Source organism: Sinomonas terricola (assembly GCF_034931225.1).
Classification (GTDB): Bacteria; Actinomycetota; Actinomycetes; order Actinomycetales; family Micrococcaceae; genus Sinomonas; species Sinomonas terricola.
Genome location: NZ_JAYGGQ010000012.1, coordinates 163,237 through 178,111 on the forward strand (window position 1 = coordinate 163,237; position 14,875 = coordinate 178,111).

A 14,875-nucleotide genomic window follows, 5' to 3' on the forward strand; every position below is an offset into this window, starting at 1 on the left:
GCAGCCGCTACTCGGCGAGGAACGCGATGGCCGCCTGCTTGAACGCGCGCGCGGTCACGGCGTTGACGTGATTCCGCCCCGGCAGCACCACCACGCGCGCGTCCGGCACGAGCGCGCGGAGCGCGTCGAGCCCCTCGACGCGCTCGTCCTTCTCGCCCACGACGACGAGCACGGGCTGCCTCGGCACGGCCTCGGCCGCGTCGAACGGCTCCTCCTTGACGGCCTCGACGAGGGAGAGGAGCGCGTACATGTCCGAGCCGGGCGAGGCCTGGGCCATCGTCACGAGCGCCTCGGTCGAGGAGTCCTCGATGGGGGTGCCGTCCGCGAGGAACCGCTGTGCCGCGACGAGGTCGAACTCGGCGAGGGGATCCCGCGCGCTCGGCCCGCCGAGCACGATCCGCCGCACGAGCGCGGGCTGCGTCGCGCCGAACTCCCACGCGAGCCGTGAGCCGAGCGAATACCCGACGAGGTCGAGGCCGCTTGCCGGGTGCCCCTCCGCGATGGGCCGCGCGCCCGCGTCCGAGGCGATCTGCAGCAGATCCGCCCGGATGCGGCTCGGGGAATAGGAGTCGACATCCTCGGGCGCCGAGCTGAGCCCGTGCCCGGGGAGGTCGACGGCGATGACCCTCCGGCCGGCGTCGAGGAGGGCCGGGATCCAGCCGCTCTGATCCCAATTGAGCGCGACCGACGACGCGAAGCCGTGGATGAGCAGCACGGGCGGGAGCTCCGCCGCGTTCTCGGGTTCGAAGACCTGCACGTTGAGCCCCGGATCGGTCCCTTCGACCGTGTGGTGCGTCGCCGCGCCTTCGTGGCGTCCGGTCATCATCGTCATGGTCCCGCCGTCCTGGGTTGTGGTTCGATCAGTCGTCGTGGAGCTGTCAGTCGTCGTCAAGATTGGCGCTCAGGCGGACGCGCCGCTTCGGCGCCTCCTCCGTCGGCACCGTGCCGACGATCCCGGCCGTGTCGTCCGGGACCTCGAACACGATGAGCGGGTCGCCGACCTTGATGACGTCGCCGGGCGCGCCGTAGAGCTTGAGCACCTTGCCGGACTGCGGCGAGGGCAGCTCGAGCGCGGACTTCGTGGTTTCGACCTCGACGAGCGGCTGGTTCCGTTCGACCTGGTCGCCCTCGGCCACGAGCCAGTCGAGGACGGTCGCCTCGATGAGGCCTTCGCCGAGGTCGGGGAGGGGGAAGGGAAGCTCAGCCACGCCTGTACTCCAATACTCGTTGGATGCCGAACAGGATCCGGTCGATATTCGGGATGTACTCGTCCTCCAGGTCGCCTGAGGGATACGGTACGTCGAACCCGGTGACGCGCTCAACGGGTGCCTTGAGGGTTCCGAAGCACTGCTCGGTGATGATTTGGGCCACCTCCGCGCCGAGGCCGGACGTGCGGGGGCCCTCATGGACGACGACGGCGCGCCGCGTCTTCCCGACGGACGCCGCGAGGGCCTCGGCGTCGATGGGCTTGAGCCAGCGCAAGTCGAGGACCTCGACGTCGATGCCGTCCTCGGCCGCGAGCTCCGCGACCTGGAGGCACCGTGCCACCATGGCGCCCCACGCGACGAGCGTGAGGTGACGCCCCTCTCGGGCGACGCGGGCACCGGTGAGGTTCGGTGCGCTCGGCGAGGCGGCGCCGTCGTTCGCTGCCGCCTCGGTCAGCACTGGGCCCTTCTGCCAGTAGCGGGACTTGGGCTCCATGAAGATGACCGGGTCTGGCATTCGAGCCGCGGCCTTGAGCAAGCTGTAGCCCTGCTGCGGGTCGGCCGGGCATACGACCTTGAGCCCCGGGACGTGCGCGAAGAGCGCCTCGAGGCTCTCGCCGTGGTGTTCGGGGGCACGGATGCCGCCAAAGCTCGGGACGCGCAGCGTCACTGGCATGGGGAGCGCGCCGCGGCTGCGGTAGTTCATGCGGCCGAGCTGGCACACGATCTGGTTCACGGCTGGGTATGCGAAGCCGTCGAACTGGACTTCCGGGATCGGGTGGAAGCCGGCCATCGCAAGGCCGATCGACATCCCGAGGATCCCGGATTCCGCTAGCGGGGTGTCGAAGACCCGCCCTGCGCCATGCTTCGCCGCGAGGCCCGAGGTCACGCGGAAGACGCCGCCGAGCGTGCCGACATCCTCGCCGAGCACGAGGGCTTTGGAGTCCTCGGCGAGAAGCTCATCAAGCGCGAGGTTGAGCGCGCCCTGAAGCGAGAGCTCACGGGTTCCGCCCTGCGTAGGTGCTGTCATCGTTTCACTCATGCTCGGACTCCTTGCGCCAAGAATTCTTCTGCCGCAGCAGTTCGCCGGTGGGTTCCTGGAAGACGAAGTCGAACATCTCGGCGCCGGGGCGCGGCCCGAGCGCGATGACGCCCGCGCGCACTGCCTCCGCCTCGGCGGCGCCTGCTGCGTCGGCGGCGTCGAGGTCTGCCTCGCCTGCGGCGCCCTCCGCGAGGATCCGTTCGCGGAGCCGCGCGAGCGGATCGGCGCCTCCGTCCGCGCGCTCCTCGTCGAGGGTGCGGTAGCGGCCGGGATCGTCCGACGTCGCGTGCGGTCCGCGGCGGTACGTCATCGCCTCGACGATAACGGGCCCGGTACCTGAGCGGGCGTGGGCGACGGCGCGACGCGTCGCCTCGAGGACTGCGGCGGCGTCGTTGCCGTCGACTTGGAGCGCCGGGATGCCGTAGCCCGCGCCGCGAGCCGCGACGCTCCCGCCGGCGACCTGCTTCTCGGTCGGGACCGAGATCGCCCAGCCGTTGTTCTGCACGAAGAACACGACCGGGGCCTTGAAGATCGCGGCGAAGTTCATGGCCTCGTGGACGTCGCCCTGGCTCGAGGCGCCGTCGCCGAGGTAGGTGATCGCGACGGCATAGCCGCCCTCGGGAGCCTTGCCGTGCGCGGTGTTCTGCTGAGCGGTGTTCTGCGCAGCGAGGGTCTGGCCGTGTGCCCACCCGACGGCGTGCAGCACGGAGCCGGCCACGACGGCCTGGATCGGGGCGACGTGTGCCTTCGAAGGGTCCCAGAGCCCCCCGTGCCACGTGGCCTTGTGCGTGGACATGTATTCGACCATGTCCACGCCGAACGCGCGCGCGACGCCGAGCTCGCGGTAGGTCGGGAACGCGAAGTCGCGAGTGGGGTCGAGCGCGAGCGCCGAGCCGACCTGCGCGGCCTCCTGCCCGAGCTCCGGGGCGTAGGCGGGGAGGATTCCTTGGCGCTGCCACGAGATGGCCGCGACATCGAGCTGCCGGACGGCCGTCATGAGCCGATAGAGCTGCACCAGCGCGTCACGGGTCACAGCCTCGGCCGCTGGAAGCTCGGCGAGCTGCTCCCGAGGTGCGCCGGCGAGCCCGGCCCGGCCCGGCGCCGTCGTGCGGGTTCCTAAAGTCTGCATACCTCGACGGTAGGTTTGTCGCGCAAGCTGTGCAACTTCTCCTGTCATAGCTATACAAAATGTCGGATACGAGCCCGTTGTGGGCCGCGTCACAGGGCATAGTGCCATGGTCCGTGGAAAAGCCCCGGGTTCCGGAACTGTCCTCCCGCTTCGGCGCGAGGCAATGTCCGAAACCCGGGGCTCTTCGGCCGGGTAGCGGTCAGGCGTCCGCCGCGACCTTGGCCACCGCAGCGCGCCGGCGCAGGGCGCTCCCCGCGGCGAGCACGGCCACGAGCGCGAACGTGCTGAGCAGCTGCGGACGCGAGTCCTCGCCCACGAGCCCGACGGCGAAGATGGCCGCGAGGATCACGAGGCCCACGGCCGTGAGCCACGGGAATCCCGCCATGCGCAGCGGCAGGTCAACGCCGTCGCGATCGGCGCGGCGCCTCAGCACGAGCTGCGAGAGGAGGGCCGAGCCCCACACCATGAGGCACGTCGAGCCCACGATGTTGAGGAGGATGGGCAGGACCTGGTCTGGGAAGACGATCTCGAGCACCGTCGCGACGATGCCGAACGCGACGCTCGCGAGGACCGCCGCGGCCGGGACCTGGGACTTCGTGAGCGATGCGAGCGCGCGAGGAGCCTCGCCGCGCTCGGCGAGCGAGTACACCATGCGGGAGGCGCCGTACAGATTGGCATTGAGCGCCGAAAGGAGAGCGACGACGGCGACGAGCGTGATCGCGGTCGCGGCGCCAGGCATCCCGGCCGCGTCCAGGACGGCCGCGAACGGGCTCTTGAGCCCCGCCGAGCCCGCCGGGACGACGGCCGCGATGATGAAGATCGAGCCCACGTAGAACACGAGGATGCGCCATACGACCGTGCGGACGGCCTTGCCGACGCTCCGCGCCGGGTCGCGCGTCTCGGCCGCCGCGACGGAGACGATCTCGGTCCCGCCGAATGCGAACACGACGACGAACAGGGCCGTCGCGATGCCCGCGAAGCCGTGCGGGGCGAACGAGCCGCCGCCGAAGTGCACGAGGCCTGGCGACGGGATGCCCGGGATCCAGCCGAACAGGAGCGCCGCGCCGACCGCGAGGAAGCCCACGATCGCGGCGACCTTGAGGAGCGCGAACCAGAACTCGAACTCGCCGAAGTTCTTCACGCGCGTGAGGTTGACCGCCGTGAGCACGGCGACGAAGAGGAGGGCCATGAGCCACACCGGGAGTGCCGGGAACACCGTGGCAAGGAGGCCCGCTGCGCCGAGGGCCTCTGCCGCGATGACGACGACGAGCTGGATCCACCAGAGCCAGCCGACGGTCGCGCCGGCGACCGGGCCCAGGGCTCGGGACGTGTAGACGGAGAAGGCGCCGCTCGTGGGGTTGGCGGCCGCCATCTCGCCGAGGGCCCACATCACGAGGATGATGAGCGTGCCCGCGACGAGGTAGGAGAGGAGGACCGCGGGGCCGGCGGCCTGGATGCCTGCCCCCGATCCGATGAACAGGCCCGCACCGATGGCGCTTCCGAGGCCCATCATGGTGAGCTGCCGGGGCTTGAGCGCTGACCCGAGCGTCGACGTCGTCGTCGATTCCGCGAGTCCGGTGCGTCCTGTCGCTTCTGCAGTCTGCATAGAGTTTCTGGCTCTCTGTGGATTGTGGGTGGCCGCGCGGGGGTGTGCGCTGAGCCGGGGACGGGTCGAGAATAGCGCGAATTTCCGGGCTTGTGTGGCGCGGATCACGGCGCTGGGCAGACTGCTTTGTTACCGCGGCGTCCGCTGTGTGACGCTGAGCAGAATGCGCAGTCTGTTCCGAGAGGGTCATCAATCTGTAGCATCGGCTTCGAAGGGTCCACGGGGCAGCCGATGCAGGAGGGTGGCCATGCGGGTCGATGAGCTCGACGCGAAGATCGTCCGTCTTTTCACCGAGGAGCAGCGCATGTCGGTGCTCGAGGCGTCGCGCATCCTCAAGGTCGCACGCGCCACGGTCCAGGCTCGGCTCGACCGCATGAGCGCGAGCGGCGTCATCGGTCGCTGGGTGCCGCAGCCCGAGCCGCGCGCGTTCGGGTTTCCCGTCGTCGCCTTCTGCTTCCTCACCATCAGCCAGGACCTCGGCCACGACGCCGTCTCGAAGGCGCTCGCCGACATTCCCGAGGTCATCGAGGTCCACACGGTCTCGGGCGACAGCGATCTCATGGCGCGCATCGCCGCCCGCACCAACTCGGACCTGCAGCGCGTCCTCGACGTCATGATGGCGACCAAGGCGATCGTGCGGTCCTCGAGCGTGATCGTCCTGAATACACATTTCGAGGGCCGTACCCTTCCCCTCCTTGAAGCGGCCGCGCGAGGCTGACGCGTCACCTTTTGCCCCATCGCCTCGTGCGGGCGTATCATCACTTAGGGTCAGGCTGACTTTAACTGACGATGAACTCGCGGAAGGGGTGGCGGCATGAGCACGGTCTTCGCGGGCCCCTTCGGGGCGAACGTCTCCGAGCGCGCCCAGCTTCCGCCGTCGCTGGCCATCTCCACGGTGATCTTCGCGCTCAAGCCGAGCCGCGCCGAGGGCAAGCCGACCCTGTGGCTCCCGCTCGTGCGCAGGGTCAAAGAGCCGTTCAGGGGCCAGTGGGCCCTTCCCGGCGGGCCGCTCACGGCCGTCGAGTCGCTTGAGGACGCGGCACGCCGCAACCTTCGCGAGACGACCGGCCTCGCTCCCGAATACCTCGAACAGCTCTACGCGTTCGGCGGCCTCGACCGTTCGAGCCGCCCCGAGCAGGGGGCGCAGCGCGTCGTCTCGATCGTGTACTGGGCCCTCGTCCGGCCGACCGAGGCCGAACTCCTCGTCGAGAGCGAGAGGGACAACGTCGCGTGGCATCGCGCCGACACCGCGGGGCACGGCGAGGGCGGCCTCGCGTTCGATCACCGCGAGATCGTCGACTATGCGCTGTGGCGCCTCCGCAACAAGATCGAGTACGCCCAGATCGCGTACCACTTCCTCGGGGAGCGGTTCACGCTCGCGCAGCTCCGCGAGGTCTATGAGGCGATCCTCGGCCGCACCCTGGATCCCGCCAACTTCCGCCGTCAGCTCACCGCGACGCCGCAGATCGAGGCAACAGACGAGTTCCTCGAGGGCGGGAGGCACCGCCCACCCCGGCTCTACCGGTACGTCGGCCCGCCGACTCCGTATCCCGCATCAGATCACCCGCACCCGTCCACGCTTAGGAGCACGCCATGACCTCTGTCGCCACCGCCATCAGCCTCATCACGCGCGACGAGGCCGAGCGACGCACCTCCAACGACGTTGCGGGCACGTGCAGCTCCGACCTCGCGAAGGGCCCGTGGGAGTTCGACGCCGCCGAGGCCCTCCGCGGGCTGCCCGCCTACGGGCCCGGCGCTTCGAGCGCGGACGTCGCTCCGGCGTCTACCCCGCGGCAGGGCCAGCTTCCGCAGGAGTACAAGGACGCGAGCGACGACGAGCTCCACGCCCGCATCCGTGCCGCCAAGGAGACGCTCGGGGATCGCGTCGTGGTGCTCGGCCACTTCTATCAGCGCGACGAGGTCGTCAAGCATGCCGACTTCGTGGGCGACTCGTTCCAGCTCGCGAACGCGGCGCTCACGCGACCGGACGCCGAGGCGATCGTGTTCTGCGGCGTCCACTTCATGGCCGAGACGGCGGACATCCTCTCGCGCGACGACCAGGCCGTCATCCTGCCGAACCTCGCCGCGGGCTGCTCGATGGCGGACATGGCGGACATCGACTCCGTCCAGCAGTGCTGGGACCAGCTCGAGGAGCTCTTCGGCACCGAACCGGACGAGGACGGCCGCGTCCCCGTCATCCCCGTCACCTACATGAACTCCTCGGCGGCGCTCAAGGGCTTCTGCGGCGAGCACGGCGGCATCGTGTGCACGTCGTCGAACGCCGCCACCGTGCTCGAGTGGGCCTTCGCCCGCGCCCAGCGCGTCCTCTTCTTCCCGGATCAGCACCTCGGCCGCAACACCGCGAAGGCCATGGGCGTGCCGCTTGAGCAGATGCCCATGTGGAGCCCGCGCAAGCCGTGGGGCGGCACCGACCCCGAGACCCTCCGCGACTCCCGCGTGATCCTGTGGCACGGCTTCTGCTCGGTGCACCGCCGCTTCAACGTCGCGCAGATCGAGAAGGCCCGCGCCGAGTACCCGGGCGTCCGCGTGATCGTGCACCCCGAATGTCCCATGGAGGTCGTCGACGCGGCCGACGAGTACGGCTCGACCGACTACATCCGCAAGGCCATCGCCGCCGCAACCGAGCCGACCGTCTTCGCGATCGGCACCGAGGTCAACCTCGTCAACCGCCTCGCCGCCGAGTACCCGCAGCACACGATCTTCTGCCTCGACCCCGTGATCTGCCCCTGCTCGACGATGTACCGCATCCACCCCGGCTACCTCGCGTGGGTGCTCGAGGGGCTCGTCGAGGGCGAGGTCCAGAACCGCATCGAGGTTTCCGCCGACGTTTCGGACACCGCGCGGGTCGCGCTAGAGCGCATGCTGGCGGCGCGGCCGTGACGAGACCCAGGACGGGACGCACGCTGGCGGTCGTCGGGAGCGGCGTCGCGGGCCTCTTCGGTGCGATCTCTGCCGCGGAGGCGGGGGCCGCCGTCGTCCTTCTCACGAAGGCGAGCCTGAGCGAGAGCAACAGCATGCTCGCCCAAGGCGGGTTCGCTGCGGTCCTTCCCGAGGGCCAGCGTGCGCCGGGGGACAGCGTCGAAAGCCACGTCGCGGACACGATGGCGGCGGGAGGCGGCCTGGGCTCGCGCAGTGCCGTGGGGGTCATGTGCGGCCGAGGTGCCACCGCCGTCGACGCGCTCCTCGCCCACGGCGTTGAGTTCGACCGCGACGCGGACGGCCGCCTCGCCCTCGGACTCGAGGCCGCCCACGCATTCCCGCGCATCCTCCACGCGGGCGGCGACGCGAGCGGCGCCGGGATCTCCCGCGCGCTCATCGCACGGCTCCGCGTGCTTGAAGCCGAGGGCCGCGTGCAGGTGGTCGAGGGCGCGATGGCCGCGGAGCTCGTCCTCGAGTGCGGCGCGGTCACCGGGGTCGACTACGCCGTCGGAGCCTCCGGGCGCGGTGCGGGAACGGGCGGCGGACGACGGCGCGTGGTCGCCGACGCCGTGCTCCTCGCCACCGGGGGAGCGGGCCAGCTCTTCGCGCAGACCACGAATCCCGCGGTCGCGACGGGCGACGGCGTGGCCCTCGCCTTCCGCGCGGGCGCCCTCCTGCGCGACCTCGAGTTCTACCAGTTCCACCCGACGGCCCTCCAGATCCGCGGCGACGACGGGTCCCTCCGCTCGTCGCTCATCTCCGAGGCCGTGCGGGGCGAGGGCGCCCTCATCCGTGACGAGTCGGGGCGCCGCTTCGTCGCCGACTACCACCCGCTCGGCGAGCTCGCGCCGCGCGACGCCGTCTCGCGTGCCCTCGCCCTGCACCGGCGCGCGGGCGGCGGCCAGGCGTACCTCGACGCGACGGAGATCGAGGCCGCACGCGGCGCCGGGTTCCTCGCTCGGCGCTTCCCGGGGCTCGACGCCATGACGCGGGCCGCCGGCTATGACTGGCGCCGCGAACACCTTCCCATCGGCCCGGCCGCGCACTACTGGATGGGAGGGGTCGCGACCGATCTCGACGGCGCGACGAGCGTCCCTGGGCTCTATGCCGCCGGGGAAGTCGCCTGCACGGGGGTGCACGGGGCGAATCGCCTCGCGTCCAACTCCCTCCTCGAAGGCGTCGTGTTCGCGGCCCGCGCCGTCGAGCGGTTCCTCGGGAAAGGGGCGTGGCGCGGCCCGACGCCCCGTTCGGGGGCCCCGCTCACGCTGCCCGCCGAGCCCGGGGCCGCCGCCCGGCACCTCGCCGGGACGCACGGCCGCGCGGAGCTCGAAGAGGCCATGGAGGCGGACGCGAGCGTGCTCCGAGACGCCTCGGGACTCGCCCGGGCGGCCCGCGCGCTCGCCGGTTGGCAGTCCGCCGAGCCGGAGATCGCCAATCTGCTGACCGCCGGACGGCTCCTCGTGGCCGCGGCCGCGGTGCGAGAGGAATCCGTCGGCGCCCACTTCCGCCTCGACTTCCCGGATCGCCGCGCTGGCGAGACGTCCTGGGACGCCGGGATCGACGTCGTCCGCCAGCCCGAGCTGGCAGAAAGGATCGCGTGAGATGACCGCATCCGCCCTCAGGGCCCCGCGCGCAGCCGCGCCGTTCGCGCTTGAGCGTCCCGCACCGATCCCGCTCGCCCCTGCGGCGCTGCGCCGCGTCCTCGAGTCCGCATACGCCGAGGACGCGCCGCACGGCGACATCACATCGCTCACGCTCATCCCCGACGCTGCCCGCGCCACGGCCGAGCTGCGCGCCCGCGTCCCGGGCGTGTTCTCGGGCGGCCCGGTCATCGAGGCGGGATTCCGCCTCCACGACCCAGAGGCCCACATCGAGCTGCTCCTCGCGGAAGGGGCCGCGTTCGAGGCGGGCGCGGTTCTCGCGCGCGTGTCGGGCCGCGCCCAGGCGATCCTCACGGCCGAGCGCGTGGTGCTCAACCTCGTGCAGCGGATGAGCGCGATCGCCGCGCTGACGGCCCGCTACGTCGCCCTCGCTGCGGGCACGAACGCCCGCATCGTCGACACGCGCAAGACGACCCCAGGCCTGCGCGAGCTCGAGCGCTACGCCGTGCGCTGTGGCGGCGGGCGGAACCACCGCTTCAGCCTTTCCGACGCCGTCATGGCCAAGGACAACCACCTCGCCGTCCTCACGGGCGGCGACCCGGCACGGCTCACAGGCGTCCTGCGGGCGGCCCGCGAGCGGCTCGGCCACACGACGCACTTCGAGGTCGAGGTGGATTCGATCGAGCAGATCGAGCCCGTGCTCGCGGCCGCTGTCGACACGATCATGCTCGACAACTTCACGCCCGAGCAGCTTCGCGAAGGCGTCGCGCTCATCGCGGGCCGCGCGATCGTCGAGGCGAGCGGCGGCGTGAACCTCGACACCGTGGCCGCGATCGCGGCCACGGGCGTGGACGTCATCTCCGTCGGCGCCCTTACGCATTCGGTCGTGAACCTCGATCTCGGCCTCGACGTCGTACTCGAGACGGCGCCTTCGGCGACGGCGGGCGGCCGACCGTGATCTACCTCGACGCCGCCGCCACGACCCCGGTGCGCCGCGAGGCCCTCGAGGCCATGTGGCCCTATCTCACGGGCGACTTCGGCAACGCGTCGAGCCACCACGAGCTCGGCGAGCGGGCCCGCGCGGCGCTCGAGGCGGCACGCGCTGACGTCGCCCGGGTGCTCGGCTGCCGCCCCGGCGAGCTCACGTTCACCTCCGGCGGGACGGAGGCGGACAACCTTGCCGTCAAGGGCATCGCGCTCGCGCGACGGGCCGCCGACCCCCGGCGCACGCGCATCGCCGTGAGTGCCATCGAGCATCCCGCCGTGCTCGAGTCGGCGAGGAGCCTCGCGCGCCTGCACGGCTTCACGGTCGACATCGTGCCCGTCGACGCCGCCGGCCGCGTGACGCCCGGGGCGCTCGCCGCCGCCGTGGGCCCGGAAACCGCCGTCGCCTCCGTCATGTACGCGAACAACGAGGTAGGCACGGTCCAGCCGATCGCCGAGCTGGCCGCCGTCGCCCGTGCTGCGCGCGTGCCGTTCCACACGGACGCCGTCCAGGCCGCGGGCGCCCTGCCGCTCGACGTGCGCGAGCTCGGCGTCGATGCCCTCAGCATCTCCGGTCACAAGGTGGGCGCCCCGAAAGGCGTCGGCGCCCTGTTCGTGGCGGGCCGCGTGAGCATTGAGCCGCTCGTCGATGGCGGCGGACAGGAGCGCGGACTGCGCTCCGGGACGGAGAACGTGGCGAGCGCCGTCGCCCTCGCCACGGCGCTCCGGCTGGCCGAGGCAGAGCGGCCGACGACGGCGCCTCGCCTCGCGGCGATGCGACGCGCCTTCGTGGAACGCGTCCTCGGGCTCGTTCCGGACGCTATCCTCACGGGAGACGCCGAAGACCGGCTTCCGGGCAGCGCGTCCTTCTGCTTCCCGCGCGTGAGCGGCGAGTCGGTGCTGCTCGAGCTCGAACGCCGGGGGGTCGTGTGCTCGTCCGGCTCGGCATGTGCCGCGGGTTCAAGCGACCCCTCGCACGTCCTCCTCGCGCTCGGCCTCGACGCCGAGACCGCGCAGACTGCCGTGCGCTTCACGCTGCCGACCGCCATCGTGGCCGAAGAGCTCGATGAGGCCGCGCTGGCCCTCGCCGACGCGTACGCCGCCGTGGTGGGCATCGCCCTCACGTAGGAATCGGGCCAGAAACGTTGGAATCGGGCCGGAACGTACGAATCGGGCCAGAAACGTAGGAATCGGGCTAAAACGGCGGCGGCAGGTCTCCTTCCGGGTACGTGACGTGTCGTCGGCCGGAGGGAGCCGTCCATTCCAGGGTTCCGGACGGCGTGGGGGAGCCGACGTGCCGCACGGACCATTTCCCGAGGGACTTGAGGCGGTGGTGCTGGGGGCACAGGAGAGCAAGGTTTCCCGTTGCCGTCTCGCCGCCTTCGGCCCATTCGTGCGTGTGATCGGCCTCGGACGAGGCCGCCGGCTTGTCGCAGCCGGGGAAGCGGCACGTCCTGTCCCGTGCACCAAGGAAGCGCCGCATCGCGAGGGTCGGCGTGTAGCGCCGCCGACCGATGGCGAGCGGCGCGCCGCTTTCAGAGTCGACGAATAATCGCGTCCAGGTTGCCGCCTCGGATGCCAGAATCCTTGCGGATTCAGCGTCGATGGGCCCGCAGCCGATGATCTCCCCGGGCGTCTCTGCGTCGCCCATGAGCGTGCGGGCAGGTACAGTCACGATGAGTTCGGCGCGCACGCCGCCCCTCGGGCCCGGTGACGGACGCAGGTCTCGCGCCGTGGAGAGCCCCGTGGCAAGATCCTCGCCGGCGAGGAGATCCGCGAGGACATCGGCGCGCAGCTGGTTGATCGTCCGCTGCTCGTCGGGACTTCGGAGCGACCTGGCGATGGCTTCAAGCCGAGTGTCGATCGCCGCCCCAACGTCGATGGGCAGGTAGGCCGAGAGCCAGCACATGCCGTCCGACGCGGGTTCGAGATCGACGCGGCGATGGGCGGAGACTCGCTCCTTCCGTACCGACAGCGGCTCGCTCGCATAGGTCTCCGCGAGACGGCGTAGGCGACGCTTCAGCACGCCCTGACTTGGGATCTGATCTGGGTCGAGAGGACACGCGATCCTGCTCGCCTCCACGGCGAATGCGTCGAGTCGCTCGAGAGGAACGGGGGCGGCGGCTTCCAGGATCGCTTTGACGCGTCGGAGGGGGAGACGGCCGGCCGACATGGCGTCCAGGACGGGCATCCAGGCCTTGCGGGTGACGATGAGAGCTTCGGCAACCGCGGCGGAGGCCGTTCGCTGGGAGATCCGGAGCGCCGCGGCGAGCTCGGACGCCGCAACATTGGGCGCCTCGAGCCGATGTGCTGGGTTCTCCGACGAACCGCCCACTGCGGCCGTGAGGGCGGCGAGAGCTATGGCCTTCCGAGCCTCAAGCCTTGACTGGAGGGCATCGATCGTCGTCAGCTCCGCGACGAGCTCGTCGGCTCGTTGCGCGCGTGCCCGGGCCATGATGGCGGCGGGCGGAAGGGCGGCCTCCCAGAGCTCGTCGGCCTCGTCGTCGTCCGCCTCACGCGACTCGAAGAGCGCACTATCCACGGCGGGCGGTTCGACGAGCGTGGCACGAGGGTCCGCGGAGAAGTCCCAGCCGTCCGCCCCCAGCGGGTCGGCCGGCGAGACTGTCTGCAGAAGATGTCCCCCAAGATCCATGAGATGAGTCTCCACGAGGGGTCCGACATTTTTGAGTCGCCACCCGATGTGGGGGGAGGGCGTCCAGAGTAGCCTGAGGCGGTGATCGTTGCTGGCTCCCTCGCCGAGTGGCTCCTCGACACCGACCCCGCACTGCGCTGGCAGGTGGAACGCGACCTCCTCGGTGCGCCGCCCGCCGTCTGGCAGGCGACCCGCCGCCGCGTCGCGACCGAGGGGTTCGGCGCCCGCCTCCTCGCCCTACAGGATCCGGACGGCCAGTGGGACGGCGGCGCCTACTTCCCAGGGGACTTCGACTTCCACGGCCCCGAGGCCGCCGAGGGAGCCGGGCAGCCGTGGACTGCCACGACGTGGTCGCTCAACGCCCTGCGCGAATGGGGCCTCGACGCATCCGCGCTCGCAGGCACCGCCGAACGGCTCAGCACGTCGAGCCGCTGGGAGTACAACCAGGGGCCGTACTGGGACGGCGAGGTGGACTGCTGTATCAATGCGTACACGCTCGCGAACGGCGCGTGGCTCGGCGCGGACGTCACGGGCCTCGCCGCGTGGCTTGAGGAGCATCAGCTCGACGACGGCGGGTGGAACTGCGAATGGGTGGACGGCTCTGTGCGCTCGTCGTTCCACTCGACGCTCAACACACTCATCGGCCTTCTCGACTATGAGCGGACCGCAGGCGCAAGCGAGGGTCTCCGAGCGGCGCGCACGGCCGGCGAGGAGTACCTGCTCGAGCGGAGGCTCCTGTACCGGAAGACGACCGGTGAGATCGTCGCCCCGTGGGTCCCGACGCTCGCCTACCCCTTTCGCTGGCGATACAGCGCGCTCAGAGCTGTCGACTATTTCCGCGCGGCGTCCCTGCAGGACGGCACCCCGCCGGATCCTCGGGTCGGCGAGGCCGTCGAGCTCGTCCGCTCCGCGAGGCAGGACGGCGGAACGTGGATCCAAGAGCAGCGCTTCCCCGGGCGCGCGTGGTTCGAGGCCGACGTTCCGCCCGGGCAGCCCTCGCCGTGGCTCACGTTCTACGGGACGCGAGCGCTAGCGTGGTGGGACGGCGCGTGCTGATCGCCGTGTCAGGCATTCCGTGCGCGCCGGAAGATCCAGTGCCGCAGGAGGGTGAACCGGACCGCGGTCGCGACCCAGCCGGCGATCGTCGTCGTCCACAGCTCGACGGCGACGCCAGCCGCCGGATTGAGCCCGAGAAGGGCCCAGAGGCTCCCGCTCGTGAGCAGGAGCGCGACGCCCATTGCGACGAGCCCGTTGAGGTGGTCTTGGGCGAGCCCGCGGCGATCCGTGATGCGGAACGTGAAGCGCCGGTTGAGAGCTGTGTTCATGACCGATGTTGCGATGAGCGCGACCGCGTTCGCGAGCTGCGGGCCGAGCCACGGGCGGCATAGGGCGTACAGTCCGAGCGAGGTCACCGTGCAGACGATCCCGACGCCCGTGAAGCGCGTGAGCTGGCGGACGACGGCGCGCTCCCATGCGGCGGCGAGCAGGCTCCCCGGGACGCGCCGAAGCCCCTCCGGTGCCAGCGTGGTGGGCGCTGGCACCGAAGGGGCTTCCGGCGAAGTCCGCGGCTGATCCATGCGTCTACCCTCTCACGGTCAGCTGTGGGGGCGCTGTGCCGGAGGAGTGACTATCGCGAGTTCCGGTGTGGCCGGTTGGCGATGACGGGGGCGGCTCCGGTGTAGCCGTCGCGTTCTGCGGCGATCTGGTGGATGCGC

General features: G+C 71.1%; 14 protein-coding genes. 7 read left to right on the plus strand and 7 right to left on the minus strand.

The genetic code is table 11. The features are described from left to right. Positions 1-7: 7 nt before the first annotated feature. The 5 genes from SPF06_RS15680 to SPF06_RS15700 all read right to left on the minus strand — a co-directional run bounded on the left by SPF06_RS15680 (position 8) and on the right by SPF06_RS15700 (position 4,982). Positions 8-823: an alpha/beta fold hydrolase gene (locus SPF06_RS15680; protein WP_323280079.1), complete on the minus strand. Its 816-nt coding sequence runs from the start codon at positions 821-823 to the stop codon at positions 8-10. Between the two features lie 55 nt (positions 824-878). Next, complete coding sequence (locus tag SPF06_RS15685) at positions 879-1,208, minus strand: biotin/lipoyl-containing protein (RefSeq protein WP_323280062.1); 330 nt, start codon at positions 1,206-1,208, stop codon at positions 879-881. Next, on the minus strand, positions 1,201-2,247 hold the full coding sequence (locus SPF06_RS15690; RefSeq protein ID WP_323280063.1) for an alpha-ketoacid dehydrogenase subunit beta: 1,047 nt from the start codon (positions 2,245-2,247) through the stop codon (positions 1,201-1,203). Before SPF06_RS15690 ends, SPF06_RS15685 begins: the two co-directional genes overlap by 8 nt. Continuing rightward, entirely contained in the window at positions 2,240-3,376 is a 1,137-nt protein-coding gene (locus tag SPF06_RS15695) for a thiamine pyrophosphate-dependent enzyme (RefSeq protein ID WP_428985777.1), read from the minus strand. Before SPF06_RS15695 ends, SPF06_RS15690 begins: the two co-directional genes overlap by 8 nt. Positions 3,377-3,575: 199 nt before the next feature. Continuing rightward, positions 3,576-4,982: an amino acid permease gene (locus SPF06_RS15700; protein WP_323280064.1), complete on the minus strand. Its 1,407-nt coding sequence runs from the start codon at positions 4,980-4,982 to the stop codon at positions 3,576-3,578. A gap of 247 nt (positions 4,983-5,229) precedes the next feature. Between SPF06_RS15700 and SPF06_RS15705 the strand changes: the two genes are divergently transcribed. The 6 genes from SPF06_RS15705 to SPF06_RS15730 all read left to right on the plus strand — a co-directional run bounded on the left by SPF06_RS15705 (position 5,230) and on the right by SPF06_RS15730 (position 11,635). Continuing rightward, complete coding sequence (locus SPF06_RS15705; protein ID WP_323280065.1) at positions 5,230-5,700, plus strand: Lrp/AsnC family transcriptional regulator; 471 nt, start codon at positions 5,230-5,232, stop codon at positions 5,698-5,700. 96 nt (positions 5,701-5,796) lie between these two features. Beyond that, positions 5,797-6,579 carry an NUDIX hydrolase gene (locus tag SPF06_RS15710; RefSeq protein WP_323280066.1) on the plus strand — a complete coding sequence of 261 codons (783 nt, stop codon included), beginning with the start codon at positions 5,797-5,799 and terminating at the stop codon, positions 6,577-6,579. Then, on the plus strand, positions 6,576-7,883 hold the full coding sequence (gene nadA / locus SPF06_RS15715) for a quinolinate synthase NadA (RefSeq protein WP_323280067.1): 1,308 nt from the start codon (positions 6,576-6,578) through the stop codon (positions 7,881-7,883). The genes SPF06_RS15710 and nadA overlap by 4 nt, the downstream gene beginning before the upstream one ends. After that, positions 7,880-9,523 carry an L-aspartate oxidase gene (gene nadB / locus SPF06_RS15720; protein WP_323280068.1) on the plus strand — a complete coding sequence of 548 codons (1,644 nt, stop codon included), beginning with the start codon at positions 7,880-7,882 and terminating at the stop codon, positions 9,521-9,523. The genes nadA and nadB overlap by 4 nt, the downstream gene beginning before the upstream one ends. Position 9,524: 1 nt before the next feature. Continuing rightward, positions 9,525-10,481: a carboxylating nicotinate-nucleotide diphosphorylase gene (gene nadC / locus SPF06_RS15725; RefSeq protein ID WP_323280069.1), complete on the plus strand. Its 957-nt coding sequence runs from the start codon at positions 9,525-9,527 to the stop codon at positions 10,479-10,481. Further along, on the plus strand, positions 10,478-11,635 hold the full coding sequence (locus tag SPF06_RS15730) for a cysteine desulfurase family protein (protein WP_323280070.1): 1,158 nt from the start codon (positions 10,478-10,480) through the stop codon (positions 11,633-11,635). The genes nadC and SPF06_RS15730 overlap by 4 nt, the downstream gene beginning before the upstream one ends. Positions 11,636-11,702: 67 nt before the next feature. On the opposite strand, the gene SPF06_RS15735 is transcribed toward SPF06_RS15730, so the two are convergent. After that, positions 11,703-13,160, minus strand: a complete 1,458-nt coding sequence (locus SPF06_RS15735; RefSeq protein WP_323280071.1) for an HNH endonuclease signature motif containing protein — start codon at positions 13,158-13,160, stop codon at positions 11,703-11,705. Between the two features lie 81 nt (positions 13,161-13,241). On the opposite strand from SPF06_RS15735, the gene SPF06_RS15740 reads away from it, so the two are divergent. Next, entirely contained in the window at positions 13,242-14,216 is a 975-nt protein-coding gene (locus SPF06_RS15740; protein ID WP_323280072.1) for a prenyltransferase/squalene oxidase repeat-containing protein, read from the plus strand. A gap of 8 nt (positions 14,217-14,224) precedes the next feature. Here the strand turns inward: SPF06_RS15740 and SPF06_RS15745 are convergent, their stop codons facing one another. Continuing rightward, positions 14,225-14,737, minus strand: coding sequence for a GtrA family protein (locus tag SPF06_RS15745; RefSeq protein WP_323280073.1), 513 nt, complete (start codon positions 14,735-14,737; stop codon positions 14,225-14,227). Positions 14,738-14,875 lie beyond the last annotated feature (138 nt).

What these genes read in the sequence shown, in the direction of transcription:
- SPF06_RS15680 (WP_323280079.1), bottom strand. Translation starts at nt 823, where the DNA reads ATGACCGGACGCCACGAAGGCGCGGCGACGCACCACACGGTCGAAGGG.
- SPF06_RS15690 (WP_323280063.1), bottom strand. Translation starts at nt 2,247, where the DNA reads ATGAGTGAAACGATGACAGCACCTACGCAGGGCGGAACCCGTGAGCTC.
- SPF06_RS15695 (WP_428985777.1), bottom strand. Translation starts at nt 3,376, where the DNA reads ATGCAGACTTTAGGAACCCGCACGACGGCGCCGGGCCGGGCCGGGCTC.
- SPF06_RS15700 (WP_323280064.1), bottom strand. Translation starts at nt 4,982, where the DNA reads ATGCAGACTGCAGAAGCGACAGGACGCACCGGACTCGCGGAATCGACG.
- SPF06_RS15705 (WP_323280065.1), top strand. Translation starts at nt 5,230, where the DNA reads ATGCGGGTCGATGAGCTCGACGCGAAGATCGTCCGTCTTTTCACCGAG.
- SPF06_RS15710 (WP_323280066.1), top strand. Translation starts at nt 5,797, where the DNA reads ATGAGCACGGTCTTCGCGGGCCCCTTCGGGGCGAACGTCTCCGAGCGC.
- nadA (WP_323280067.1), top strand. Translation starts at nt 6,576, where the DNA reads ATGACCTCTGTCGCCACCGCCATCAGCCTCATCACGCGCGACGAGGCC.
- nadC (WP_323280069.1), top strand. Translation starts at nt 9,525, where the DNA reads ATGACCGCATCCGCCCTCAGGGCCCCGCGCGCAGCCGCGCCGTTCGCG.
- SPF06_RS15735 (WP_323280071.1), bottom strand. Translation starts at nt 13,160, where the DNA reads ATGGATCTTGGGGGACATCTTCTGCAGACAGTCTCGCCGGCCGACCCG.
- SPF06_RS15745 (WP_323280073.1), bottom strand. Translation starts at nt 14,737, where the DNA reads ATGGATCAGCCGCGGACTTCGCCGGAAGCCCCTTCGGTGCCAGCGCCC.